10 protein-coding genes are annotated in these 12,295 nt (G+C 63.7%); 8 read left to right on the top strand and 2 right to left on the bottom strand.

All coding sequences use genetic code 11. The features are described 5' to 3' along the window. Positions 1 to 12 precede the first annotated feature (12 nt). Both rnpA and rpmH read right to left on the bottom strand, forming a co-directional pair. Entirely contained in the window at positions 13 to 459 is a 447-nt protein-coding gene (gene rnpA / locus DYQ94_RS16290) for a ribonuclease P protein component (RefSeq protein WP_039512801.1), read from the bottom strand. Positions 460 to 497: 38 nt separating this feature from the next. Further along, entirely contained in the window at positions 498 to 638 is a 141-nt protein-coding gene (gene rpmH, locus DYQ94_RS16285) for a 50S ribosomal protein L34 (protein WP_002805908.1), read from the bottom strand. A gap of 242 nt (positions 639 to 880) precedes the next feature. Here rpmH and dnaA point away from each other — a divergent pair, with 242 nt between their 5' ends. From dnaA to DYQ94_RS16245, 8 genes are all read left to right on the top strand, one after another. Continuing rightward, positions 881 to 2,209 carry a chromosomal replication initiator protein DnaA gene (gene dnaA, locus DYQ94_RS16280; RefSeq protein WP_024939149.1) on the top strand — a complete coding sequence of 443 codons (1,329 nt, stop codon included), beginning with the start codon at positions 881 to 883 and terminating at the stop codon, positions 2,207 to 2,209. 277 nt (positions 2,210 to 2,486) lie between these two features. Further along, a complete protein-coding gene (dnaN, locus tag DYQ94_RS16275) occupies positions 2,487 to 3,587 on the top strand; it encodes a DNA polymerase III subunit beta (protein ID WP_016901842.1) in 1,101 nt (366 codons plus the stop codon). Positions 3,588 to 4,672: 1,085 nt separating this feature from the next. Beyond that, entirely contained in the window at positions 4,673 to 5,779 is a 1,107-nt protein-coding gene (recF, locus tag DYQ94_RS16270; RefSeq protein ID WP_126966905.1) for a DNA replication/repair protein RecF, read from the top strand. Positions 5,780 to 5,893: 114 nt separating this feature from the next. Further along, positions 5,894 to 8,338 carry a DNA topoisomerase (ATP-hydrolyzing) subunit B gene (gyrB, locus tag DYQ94_RS16265; RefSeq protein WP_016901840.1) on the top strand — a complete coding sequence of 815 codons (2,445 nt, stop codon included), beginning with the start codon at positions 5,894 to 5,896 and terminating at the stop codon, positions 8,336 to 8,338. Positions 8,339 to 8,405: 67 nt separating this feature from the next. Then, positions 8,406 to 9,242 carry a CPBP family intramembrane glutamic endopeptidase gene (locus tag DYQ94_RS16260; RefSeq protein WP_126966904.1) on the top strand — a complete coding sequence of 279 codons (837 nt, stop codon included), beginning with the start codon at positions 8,406 to 8,408 and terminating at the stop codon, positions 9,240 to 9,242. A 62-nt stretch (positions 9,243 to 9,304) separates the two neighbouring features. After that, positions 9,305 to 10,111: a M48 family metallopeptidase gene (locus DYQ94_RS16255; protein WP_016901838.1), complete on the top strand. Its 807-nt coding sequence runs from the start codon at positions 9,305 to 9,307 to the stop codon at positions 10,109 to 10,111. 152 nt (positions 10,112 to 10,263) lie between these two features. Further along, on the top strand, positions 10,264 to 11,460 hold the full coding sequence (locus DYQ94_RS16250; RefSeq protein WP_024939146.1) for a tetratricopeptide repeat protein: 1,197 nt from the start codon (positions 10,264 to 10,266) through the stop codon (positions 11,458 to 11,460). Between the two features lie 153 nt (positions 11,461 to 11,613). Further along, positions 11,614 to 12,285, top strand: a complete 672-nt coding sequence (locus DYQ94_RS16245; RefSeq protein WP_046345197.1) for an energy transducer TonB — start codon at positions 11,614 to 11,616, stop codon at positions 12,283 to 12,285. Positions 12,286 to 12,295: the final 10 nt, after the last annotated feature.

The raw sequence follows: 12,295 nt of genomic DNA, 5'->3' as shown, positions 1-12,295 counted from the left end.
GCAGCAACTCGCTCAGTCGGAACTGGGTTCCGGCTCTGTCGGGGAAAGGGAGGATGGGTGCATCGTCCTGGCGGGCGGCATTGTGCCGGGCGCAGCAGGCAGGGGCAATGCGCCGGCACGGCGCAGCAGACGCAGGAAAGCGTCGCGAATCTGTGGATTGGTCGCTTTTGCGGCTGCGGAGCGCGCCACAATCACGTAATCGCCGCCGGCAAGCTCGGGCAGCAGATGCCGCATGGCATCGCGCAATACGCGTTTGATCCGGTTACGTCCCACCGCACGCGTGTCGACCTTGCGCGACACCGCCATGCCCAGGCGCGGCGGCGTATCGCCGGTCCGCCAGTGCAGGCTGAGCAACGGGTCCGAGGTACGACGTGCAGTATCGAAAACGACCGTATATTGCGCACGCGTACGAACCCGCGCAGAGCGAGGAAATCGCCTGCACGGGTTCGATGCGTTCACGTTAGGGACTGCCTCGGCCGCAGGGAGCGGCGCGGCAATCAAGCGCTCAGGCGCTTGCGGCCCTTGGCGCGGCGGCGAGCCAGGATCTTGCGGCCGTCGGCAGTTGCCATACGTGCGCGGAAGCCATGGTCGCGTGCTCGCTTGAGGTTGCTGGGTTGGAAAGTACGCTTGGTGGCCATGGGGCCCTCTGCATGAATGGAGACGAATAGAACCGGCAATTCTATAGGGCCATCAGCGGCCGGGTCAACTCCCCGCAGATGTTAGCGGAGGTGATGGCGGTCAAGCCCTGTGGATGGACCTGTGAATAAGTCTGGGAAAACCCTGTCCTCGGTGCTAGTCTGGCGCATCCTCTTTTCACTACCGGGCTGCGAGCACGGCGCTTTTCTGCGCGCCGCAGCCAGCAACAGATGATCATACTTTGATGGATGCTTGGCCCCGCTGTCTGGAACGTCTCGAAGCCGAATTCCCGCCCGAGGACGTCCACACCTGGTTGAAACCCCTGCAAGCCGAAGACCGCGGCGACAGCATCGTGCTGTATGCGCCGAACGCCTTCATCGTCGACCAGGTCCGCGAGCGCTACCTGCCGCGGATCCGCGAGCTGGTGGCGTATTTCGTCGGCAACGGCGAAGTGGCGCTGGCGGTCGGCTCCCGCCCGCGTGCGCCGGAACCGCAGCCGGCACCGATGGCCACGCCCAGCGCACCGGTTGCCGCGCCGATCGTGCCGTTCGCCGGCAATCTGGATTCGCACTACACCTTCGCCAACTTCGTCGAGGGTCGCAGCAACCAGCTCGGTCTGGCCGCCGCGATCCAGGCCGCGCAGAAGCCGGGCGACCGCGCCCACAACCCGCTGCTGCTGTACGGCAGCACCGGCCTGGGCAAGACCCACCTGATGTTTGCCGCCGGCAACGCGCTGCGCCAGGCCAATCCCGCCGCCAAGGTGATGTATCTGCGCTCGGAACAGTTCTTCAGCGCGATGATCCGGGCGCTGCAGGACAAGGCGATGGACCAGTTCAAGCGCCAGTTCCAGCAGATCGATGCGCTGCTGATCGACGACATCCAGTTCTTCGCCGGCAAGGACCGCACGCAGGAGGAGTTCTTCCACACCTTCAACGCGCTGTTCGATGGCCGCCAGCAGATCATCCTGACCTGCGACCGCTATCCGCGTGAGGTCGAAGGCCTGGAGCCGCGGCTGAAGTCGCGCCTGGCCTGGGGCCTGTCGGTGGCGATCGACCCGCCCGATTTCGAGACCCGCGCGGCGATCGTGCTAGCCAAGGCGCGCGAGCGCGGCGCCGAGATTCCGGACGACGTGGCGTTCTTGATCGCCAAGAAGATGCGCTCCAACGTGCGCGACCTGGAAGGTGCGCTCAACACGCTGGTTGCACGCGCCAACTTCACCGGCCGGTCGATCACGGTGGAGTTTGCCCAGGAGACGCTGCGCGACCTGTTGCGCGCCCAGCAGCAGGCGATCGGCATTCCCAACATCCAGAAGACCGTGGCGGACTACTACGGCCTGCAGATGAAGGACCTGCTCTCCAAGCGACGCACCCGCTCGCTGGCGCGTCCGCGCCAGGTGGCGATGGCGCTGGCCAAGGAACTCACAGAACACAGCCTGCCCGAGATCGGCGACGCCTTCGCCGGCCGCGACCACACGACCGTGCTGCATGCCTGCCGGCAGATCCGCACGCTGATGGAGGCCGACGGCAAGCTGCGCGAGGACTGGGAAAAGCTGATTCGCAAGCTCAGCGAGTAGGCCGGCAACGGTCTTGACCGCCCGCTTGGAGAAAAGCGTGGAAACGTTGGGGTCAAATGCGGGAGAATCTGTGGATAACGTTGCCTCGCAGGTCGGGCGGAAAACTATCCACAGGTTTTACCGCCAGACCAGGGGCACTAGTCCAACGACTTTCAGGCGCTAATTTGTCTTTGGAAACAAACAGTTATGGTGGTTATCCGCTGAAAACGGCCCTACCATCACCACCAAGCTTTTGATTTATTCCATTATCTTTTAAAGCATAGGGGCACGGAACCACATGCGTTTTACACTGCAGCGCGAAGCCTTCCTCAAACCATTGGCCCAGGTGGTCAATGTGGTCGAACGCCGTCAAACCCTGCCGGTTCTGGCCAATCTGCTGGTGCAGGTCAAAGACGGACAGGTCTCCTTGACCGGTACCGACCTGGAAGTGGAAATGATCTCGCGCACGATGGTGGAAGACGCGCAGGACGGCGAAACCACGATTCCGGCGCGCAAGTTGTTCGACATCCTGCGTGCCCTGCCCGACGGCAGCCGCGTCACCATCTCGCAGACCGGCGACAAGGTCACGGTGCAGGCCGGGCGTAGCCGCTTCACCCTGGCAACGCTGCCTGCCAACGATTTCCCGTCGGTGGACGAAGTCGAAGCCACCGAGCGCGTTGCAGTACCAGAGGCGGCGTTGAAGGAGTTGATCGAGCGGACCGCGTTCGCCATGGCCCAGCAGGACGTGCGTTATTACCTCAACGGCTTGCTGTTCGACCTGCGCGAGGGCTTGCTGCGGTGCGTGGCCACTGACGGCCACCGTCTGGCGCTGTGCGAGACCGAGCTGGAAAAATCCGGCGGTGCCAAGCGCCAGATCATCGTGCCGCGCAAGGGCGTAACCGAGTTGCTGCGTTTGCTGGAAGCGGCGGACCGCGAAGTGGAGCTGGAAGTCGGTCGTAGCCATATCCGCGTCAAGCGTGGCGATGTGACCTTCACCTCCAAGCTGATCGACGGCCGCTTCCCGGATTACGAGGCGGTGATTCCGATCGGCGCCGATCGCGAGGTCAAGGTGGACCGTGAAGCGCTGCGTGCATCGCTGCAGCGTGCGGCGATCCTGTCGAATGAGAAGTACCGTGGTGTGCGTGTGGAAGTGTCGCCGGGTCAGCTGAAGATCAGCGCACACAACCCCGAGCAGGAAGAAGCGCAGGAAGAAATCGAGGCCGACACCAAGGTCGACGATCTGGCCATCGGCTTCAACGTCAACTATCTGCTCGACGCGCTGTCTGCACTGCGCGATGAGCACGTGGTTATCCAGCTGCGCGATGCAAATTCGTCGGCACTGGTGCGCGAGGCAAGCAGCGAGAAGTCCCGCCATGTGGTGATGCCGCTGCGTCTCTGACGTCGCGTTCCACGTGGAACACGAAGAGCCCGGCGAAAGCCGGGCTTTTTTGTTCTGGAAGTCAATATCGCTACGTTCGTTGCGGTGTAAGGCTTTGGGAAGCTTGAGCGTCCGTGGGCATCCGCTCTGCGCTGGTATTGGGTGCCCAGATGCGTCAGTGCCTTACCCGGAGCTACTTTGCCTTCGGGCATGAGCCTCAGAGCATCAATGCCGCACGTTTACCAAGCCAAGAACGGTTCGATAGACGCCACTCACGGGTAGTCAGACTTCGAGGGCCGGACAAGGGCACTGGTTCGTTTGTTTGGATTGACGGGTGTGAGTTGGAACACGAGCGATATCAAAAAACTGGCATCAGCCCGGTGCGCTGCTGTCGTCAGCACGGATACTTTGCCCGTCTGTGTTTCAGACATGTCCAAGGATCAGTGAGCTGTCTTGCCTAGGGAACGCGCCGCGTGCGATCGCTGTGCTCTGGGCAAGCAGGCAACCTAACCGTGACCTGTCGAGTTGCGGAGGCTTTGTTGGAAAGTCCACGGAATGCACGTGGAACGACGTGCTTCTCCTCGTGTCACCAACCGCATTGAGGAAAGCCGGCTTGTCGCAGCTCCAGTGAGATTCGGTGGCCATGCATGCTGCGTTTCGTCGTCCAGCGAAGTCGCGCTCACTGGAGTTAGCCTGAATGGGTTCATCAAGAACGAAGTGGTTCGCTTCCAACCAGTATTACCAGCTGCGTCTAGCGTGAGCGTCCTTGAGCCGGTTTTTGAGTTATGCACATCGCGCTTTGCTTTTAAATCTATAAATAATTTAAGAGCTTGGTGGTGATGGTAGGGCCAGATTTCGCCGGAAACCACCCTATGTGTTTGTTTTTAAATTACTTTTAGGCCTCGAAACCCTGTGTCTAGACCCGTGTAGAGAGGTCCGCAACCTGTGGATAAGCGGGAACGGCTGCTCGGGCCTGCTTTTTATCCACAGGTTGTCCCCTGCCTGTCCCTTGGGTCGCTTCACGTCTGCGCGGGCAGGATCCGCATCGATCACGTATCCTCCGCTCCGACCGGGATGCCGGATCACAGCGCAGAGCAGACCGATCGATGCACGTAGTGCGGTTGTCCATCCATCGACTTCGTCGTTTCGAGACCGTCGACCTCCACCCCGCCAGTTCCTTGAACCTGCTGACCGGCGATAACGGCGCGGGCAAGACCAGCGTGCTGGAAGCGTTGCATCTGATGGCCTACGGCCGCAGCTTTCGTGGCCGTGTACGCGACGGGCTGATCCAGCAAGGCGCCAGCGATCTGGAAGTCTTCGTGGAGTGGCGCGAAGGAACCGCCGCGACCGGGGAACGCACGCGGCGGGCGGGGCTGCGCCATAGCGGTCAGGAATGGACGGGGCGGCTGGATGGCGAAGATGTCGCCCAGCTAGGCGCTTTGTGTGCGGCGCTGGCTGTCGTGACCTTCGAGCCCGGCAGCCATGTGTTGATCAGTGGCGGCGGTGAGCCGCGGCGGCGCTTCCTGGACTGGGGGCTGTTCCACGTGGAACCTGACTTCCTGGCACTGTGGCGGCGCTACGCGCGAGCGCTCAAACAGCGCAATGCCCTGCTCAAGCAGGGCGCGCAGCCGCGCATGCTCGATGCCTGGGACCACGAGCTCGCCGAATCCGGCGAAGCGCTGACATCGCGTCGCCTTCGCTATCTGGAGCGCCTGCAGGAGCGATTGATTCCGGTCGCAACCGCGATCGCCCCGTCGCTCGGGCTGTCCGCGCTGACGTTCGCACCGGGCTGGAAGCGCCATGAGGTGTCGTTGGCCGATGCGCTGCTATTGGCACGCGAGCGTGATCGCCAGAACGGCTACACCTCGCAAGGGCCGCACCGGGCCGATTGGGCGCCAGCCTTCGATGCATTGCCGGGCAAGGATGCGCTCTCGCGCGGCCAGGCAAAGCTCACCGCCCTTGCCTGCCTGCTGGCGCAGGCCGAAGACTTCGCCCACGAGCGCGGCGAATGGCCGGTGATTGCCCTGGACGACCTGGGCTCGGAGCTGGACCGCCACCACCAGGCCCGCGTGCTGCAGCGCCTGGCGTCCGCACCGGCGCAGGTGCTGATCACCGCAACCGAAATGCCGCCCGGCCTGGCCGAATCCGGCAAACTGCTGCACCGGTTCCACGTGGAACACGGCAATGTGGCCGTGCTGACGCCCTCCGCGTAACCGTCGGCGGCGCAGGTGGGCCGACTGGTATAATTTACGGGCTATCCCCCTTTTCCCACGGTGCGATGCGGCTCCTGCCGCCTGCGCCCGTGTTGTGGAGCTAACGGCACACGCATGACCGACGAACAAAACACCTCGCCCACCCCCAACGGCACCTACGACTCCAGCAAGATCACCGTGCTGCGTGGCCTGGAAGCCGTCCGCAAGCGCCCCGGCATGTACATCGGCGATGTCCATGACGGCACCGGCCTGCATCACATGGTGTTCGAGGTGGTCGACAACTCGGTCGACGAAGCCCTGGCCGGCCATGCCGACGACATCGTGGTCAAGATCCTGGTCGATGGCTCGGTCGCGGTGTCCGACAACGGCCGTGGCGTGCCGGTCGACATCCACAAGGAAGAAGGCGTCTCGGCGGCGGAGGTGATCCTCACCGTGCTGCATGCCGGCGGCAAGTTCGACGACAACAGCTACAAGGTATCCGGCGGCCTGCACGGCGTGGGCGTGTCGGTGGTCAATGCGCTGTCCGAGCACCTGTGGCTGGACATCTGGCGCGACGGCTTCCACTACCAGCAGGAATACGCGCTGGGCGAGCCGCAGTACCCGCTCAAGCAGCTGGAAGCCTCGACCAAGCGCGGTACCACGCTGCGCTTCAAGCCGTCCGTGGCGATCTTCAGCGACGTCGAGTTCCATTACGACATCCTGGCGCGCCGCCTGCGCGAGCTGTCGTTCCTCAATTCGGGCGTCAAGATCACCCTGATCGACGAGCGCGGCGACGGCCGCCGCGACGATTTCCACTACGAGGGCGGCATCCGCAGCTTCGTCGAGCATCTGGCGCAGCTCAAGTCGCCGTTGCACCCGAACGTGATCTCGGTGACCGGCGAGCACAATGGCATCGTGGTGGACGTGGCCCTGCAGTGGACCGACGCCTATCAGGAAACCATGTACTGCTTCACCAACAACATCCCGCAGAAGGATGGCGGCACCCACCTGGCCGGTTTCCGCGCTGCGCTGACGCGTGTGCTGAGCACCTACATCGAGCAGAACGGCATCGCCAAGCAGGCCAAGGTCGCGCTCACCGGCGACGACATGCGCGAAGGCATGATCGCGGTGCTGTCGGTCAAGGTGCCCGACCCCAGCTTCTCCTCGCAGACCAAGGAAAAGCTGGTCAGCTCGGATGTGCGCCCGGCGGTGGAAAACGCCTTCGGTGCGCGCCTGCAGGAGTTCCTGCAGGAGAATCCGAACGAGGCCAAGGCCATCACCGGCAAGATCGTCGACGCCGCCCGTGCGCGCGAAGCCGCCCGCAAGGCGCGCGACCTGACCCGCCGCAAGGGCGCGCTGGACATCGCCGGCCTGCCCGGCAAGCTGGCCGACTGCCAGGAAAAAGACCCGGCGCTGTCCGAACTGTTCATCGTCGAGGGTGACTCGGCAGGCGGCTCGGCCAAGCAAGGCCGCAACCGCAAGAATCAGGCGGTGCTGCCGCTGCGCGGCAAGATCCTCAACGTCGAACGCGCGCGTTTCGACCGCATGCTGGCCTCCGACCAGGTCGGCACGCTGATCACCGCGCTGGGCACCGGCATTGGCCGCGACGAGTACAACCCGGACAAGCTGCGTTACCACCGCATCATCCTGATGACCGACGCCGACGTCGACGGCTCGCACATCCGGACCCTGCTGCTGACCTTCTTCTACCGGCAGATGCCTGAGCTGATCGAGCGCGGCTACATCTACATTGGCCTGCCGCCGCTGTACAAGCTCAAGCAGGGCAAGAGCGAGCTGTATCTGAAGGACGACGCGGCGCTCAACGCCTACCTGGCCAGCAACGCGGTCGAAGGCGCGGCGCTGATCCCCGCCACCGACGAGCCGCCGATCACCGGCGAGGCGCTGGAAAAGCTGTTGATGCTGTTCACCAGCGCCAACGAGGCGATCGCGCGCAACGCGCACCGCTACGACCCGGCGCTGCTCACCGCGCTGATCGACCTGCCGCCGCTGGATGTGGACAAGCTGCAGGCCGAAGGCGAGGTGCATCCCACCCTGGATGCGCTGCAGGCGGTGCTCAACCGCGGCACCCTGGGCACGGCGCGCTACCAGCTGCGTTTCGACCCGGCTACCGATGGCGCCTCGGCGTCGCTGGTGGCGGTGCGCAGGCACATGGGCGAGGAATTCACCCAGGTGCTGCCGATGGGCGCGTTCGAAAGCGGCGAGCTGCGTCCGCTGCGCGAGGTCTCGCTTGCCCTGCACGACCTGGTGCGCGAAGGCGCGCAGATCGTGCGCGGCAACAAGACCCACCCGATCACCAGCTTCGCCCAGGCGCATGCCTGGCTGCTGGAAGAGGCCAAGCGCGGCCGCCAGGTACAGCGCTTCAAGGGCCTGGGCGAAATGAACGCCGAACAGCTGTGGGAAACCACGGTCAATCCGGACACGCGTCGCCTGTTGCAGGTGCGTATCGAAGATGCCGTGGCCGCCGATCAGATCTTCAGCACCTTGATGGGCGATGTGGTCGAGCCACGCCGCGACTTCATCGAGGACAACGCGCTGAAGGTGTCCAACCTGGACATCTGAGCCACCGTTGCCCGTCGGCGCACCGCTCAGGCGCTGCGCCGACGCCTGCGGTTTTTTCAGGACGACGATGAGCGCAGATCCTTCTTCGCGGCCGGTAACGACGCCGGCCGCCGGCACCGCCCCGCTGCTGCCGCCATTGCTCGGCTTCGGTATCGATGTGCTGATCGCCACCGGCCTGCTGCTGTCGCTGAGCGTGGCCGGGTTTGCGCTCTGGGGCGTGTTCCGCGGCGTCAGTGCCGTGCAGGCCGCCAAGGCGCAGGGCCTGACGCTGTCCTCGAGCGAGATCATGGCCACCATCGGCCAACCCGGCGTGCTGGTGCAATTGCTCACCGCGTTGGTCAGCACCGCCTCGCCGGCGCTGCTGCTGTATTACTGGCGCCGCCGTGCGACGGCAGACGAACACCGGGCCTCGCGCGCCGCTGCAAGGCGTGCCTCCACCTGGGGCTGGACCGCGCTGATCGCGGTCGGCGTGTTCCTGCTCAGCAATCTGGTCAGCGTCGCGGCATCCGCGTTGGGCATCAAACCGGTGCCGACCAACCTGCCGCTGATGGAAGAAGCCATCAGGCAATGGCCGCTGGCGCTGGTGGTGTTTGCCGTGGCGATCGCCCCGGCGTATGAAGAATTGCTGTTCCGACGCGTCTTGTTCGGCCGCCTGCTCGCCGCTGGCCGGCCCTGGCTGGGCATCGCGCTGAGCAGCGCGATCTTTGCGCTGGTGCACGAAGTGCCCGGCGTCAGCGGCAACGGACCGGCTGCCATCGTGCAGCTGTGGCTGGTGTACGGCGGCATGGGGGCGGCGTTCGCATGGCTGTACTGGCGCACCGGCACGCTATGGGCACCGATCGTGGCGCATGGCGTCAACAACGCCACCGCCCTGGCGGCACTGTACTTTTTTGGCATCGGCTGAGCCGTTTGACGAAAAGTTAAGACGAGCCTGCCAAAATGCCCCCAGAGTTCAAGGGGGATTGAATGAAAGCCAGGCTGTTGATCGTTGTCGCCGTCTTTGCACTGACGGCATGTGCCACCACAACCTCGCCGACCGGCCGCCGACAGGTGGTGGGAGGCGTCACGCAGGACCAGCTCGACAAGCTTGGCGCCGAATCGTTCGCGCAGACCAAGGCCAAGGAAAAAGTCAGCACCGACGGCAAGCAGAACGCCTACGTGCAGTGCGTGGTCAATGCGCTGGTGGCGCAGCTGCCGCCGCAGTGGCGCGAAACCCGCTGGGAAACCGCGCTGTTCGTGGATAACGAAGCCAACGCCTTTGCGCTGCCCGGTGGCAAGGTCGGCGTGAATACCGGCATATTCACTGTCGCCAAGACGCAGGATCAGCTGGCTGCCGTGCTCGGGCACGAAATCGGGCATGTGATCTCCCGCCATCACGAAGAGCGCATCACCCGCCAGCTCGGCGCGCAGACCGGCCTGGGCATCATTGGCGCGCTAGCCGGCGCGGCCTACGGCGACGGCGCCGCCAGTGCCGTCAACCAGGTCGGCGGGATGACTGCCCAGACCGTATTCCTGCTACCCGGCTCGCGTACCCAGGAGAGCGAGGCCGATGTGGTCGGCCAGCGCCTGATGGCCCAGGCCGGCTTCGACCCTGCCCAGGCCGTGACGCTATGGCAGAACATGATGGCCGCCAGCGGCAATCGCCAGCCGCAGTGGCTGTCCACCCACCCCGACCCCGCCAATCGCATCCGCGAACTGCAGGCAGACGTCAATCAACTCGAACCGGTTTACCAGCAGGCGCGACAGGACGGGCGCGTGCCGCGTTGCGGCTGATATCGCAGCGCTCACGTACCGAATGTCGCAACACAGCATGGAAACCGTTTTCGGGAACTGAGACTTTCTGCTAAGTTTGCCGGCTCAGATTTTTCGTACAGCGTTTATTCCGCTTTTCGTACCGCCCGACGGCGGCTCGTCCGAGGTGAAACATGAAACTGCTCAACCGCAAGCAAGCCCTGTTGTCCCTGTTCATCGCCGCGTCCCTGGGCGGGGCTGTCGTCACCGACGCGGTTGCGCAGTCGGATCGGTCGTCCGAGCGCGCCAGCCGCAAGTCCAAGAACAGCGGCAAGGCCGAAGAGTTGTATCCGCAGTCCACCCGCGCCGCGCCGACGATCAAGCCCTCCTCCAAGATGGGCAGCAAGCTGCAGAAGCTGATCGAAACCTTCAACAAGGGCGAAGACTTCCCGGCCGTGCGCAGCCAGGCCGACGAGATCCTCGCCAATGGCTCGGCCAACGAAGCCGATAAGGCGCTGGCGTCGCAGCTGGCCGCCCAGGCGGCGTACAACATGGACGACACTGCTGCTGCCAAGAAGTACCTGCAGCAGGCGATCGGCCTGAATGCGCTGGACAACAACGGCCAGTTCCAGTCGATGCTGATGCTGGCGCAGTTGCAGATGCAGGACGACCAGCAGGCCGAAGGCCTGGCCACGCTGGACAAGTATCTGGAAGAGAGCAAGTCGCAGCGTCCGGAAGACCTGATCCTCAAGGGCCAGGCGCTGTACCAGGCCGAGCGCTACAAGGAAGCCATTCCGGTGCTGAAGCAGGCCATTGCCGCCTCGCCCGAGCCGAAGGACACCTGGAACCAGTTGCTGATGGCGTCCTACGCCGAAGCCGGCCAGACCGGTGAAGCGGTGGCCGCTGCCGAAGCGCTCGCCGCCAAGACGCCGAACGACAAGAAGGCCCAGCTCAACCTGGCCAGCATGTATATGCAGGCCGACCAGATGGACAAGGCCGCCGCAGTGATGGACAAGCTGCGCGCTGCCGGGCAGTTGACCGAAGAAAAGGAGTACAAGCAGTTGTATTCCATCTACGCCAACACCGAGAACAAGGAAAAGGACGTCATCGCGGTCATCAATGAAGGTATGCAAAAAGGCATCCTTAAACCCGATTATCAGACATACCTTGCGCTGGCACAGTCGTATTACTACAGCGACGACGTGCCCAAGGCGATCGAGAATTGGCAAAAGGCCGCACCGCTTTCCAAGGACGGCGAGACCTATCTGAATCTGGCCAAGGTGCTGCATTCGGAAGGTCGCATCCCGGAGGCCAAGCAGGCCGCGCAGCAGGCAATCGCCAAGGGTGTCAAAAAACCTGATGACGCCAAGAAGATCATCAATCTGAAGTAAAAAAGAAAATAAACCCCCGAAATCCCTGTGTTTTTAGTGGTTACAGGACTCGGGATTGGTATAAGCTTGGGGGTTCCTGCGGTGTCAAAGCCGTCCGAAAACCTGGGGATCATCACAGTGATCCGGGGCCCCCACTGAAAGAGCCATTGGCGCATGACGGAACAACTCGTTATCCACAGGCATGACTATGATGCCGGGAACCAGGGTCTGAGCTGGGCCCGCATTATCGGCATTGCTTTCGTAATTGCCTTGCACCTCACTGCACTGATGATGTTGCTGATCCCTGCAGTGGCGCCGAAGGCTCCGGCAGAGAAGGAGCGCACCACCATGGTCACCTTGGTGGATGCACCGCCTCCTCCCCCGCCGCCGCCGCCGCCGCCGCCGCCGGAAGACAAGCCGCCACCGCCGGTCAAGAATCTGTCGCCGCCGAAGCCGTCACCGGTTCCGCCGCCGCCGGAAGCTCCGGTTGTCGATGTTCCCGAACCGCGTCCCAGCGATATCGTCACGCCGCCGAGCCCGCCGGCTCCGCCGCAACCGCCGAGTGACATCGGCGCCAGTGTCGATATCTCGTCCAAGAACATGAACCCGCCGAAGTACCCGCCGGCTGCATTCCGTGCCGGTGTCCAAGGTGAGGTCATCCTGATCGTGGATGTGGATGCCAACGGCAACGTGACCAATGTGTCGGTCGAAAAGTCCAGCCGCAACCGCGACCTTGACCGTGCCGCGATGGACGCAGCACGCAAGTGGAAGTTCAACGCCTCCACTGTCAACGGGCAGAAAGCCGCCGGACGTGTCCGCGTCCCGGTCAACTTTGCTCTGAACTGATCCCACGGGC

The sequence above is a fragment of the Xanthomonas sp. LMG 8993 genome, from assembly GCF_009835065.2.
Taxonomy (GTDB): domain Bacteria; phylum Pseudomonadota; class Gammaproteobacteria; order Xanthomonadales; family Xanthomonadaceae; genus Xanthomonas; species Xanthomonas arboricola.
This window is presented reverse-complemented; position numbering and strand designations above follow the sequence as displayed.

Coding starts and splice junctions, on each gene's coding strand:
- rpmH (WP_002805908.1), bottom strand. CDS start 638: ATGGCCACCAAGCGTACTTTCCAACCCAGCAACCTCAAGCGAGCACGC.
- dnaA (WP_024939149.1), top strand. CDS start 881: ATGGATGCTTGGCCCCGCTGTCTGGAACGTCTCGAAGCCGAATTCCCG.
- dnaN (WP_016901842.1), top strand. CDS start 2,487: ATGCGTTTTACACTGCAGCGCGAAGCCTTCCTCAAACCATTGGCCCAG.
- recF (WP_126966905.1), top strand. CDS start 4,673: ATGCACGTAGTGCGGTTGTCCATCCATCGACTTCGTCGTTTCGAGACC.
- gyrB (WP_016901840.1), top strand. CDS start 5,894: ATGACCGACGAACAAAACACCTCGCCCACCCCCAACGGCACCTACGAC.
- DYQ94_RS16260 (WP_126966904.1), top strand. CDS start 8,406: ATGAGCGCAGATCCTTCTTCGCGGCCGGTAACGACGCCGGCCGCCGGC.
- DYQ94_RS16255 (WP_016901838.1), top strand. CDS start 9,305: ATGAAAGCCAGGCTGTTGATCGTTGTCGCCGTCTTTGCACTGACGGCA.
- DYQ94_RS16250 (WP_024939146.1), top strand. CDS start 10,264: ATGAAACTGCTCAACCGCAAGCAAGCCCTGTTGTCCCTGTTCATCGCC.
- DYQ94_RS16245 (WP_046345197.1), top strand. CDS start 11,614: ATGACGGAACAACTCGTTATCCACAGGCATGACTATGATGCCGGGAAC.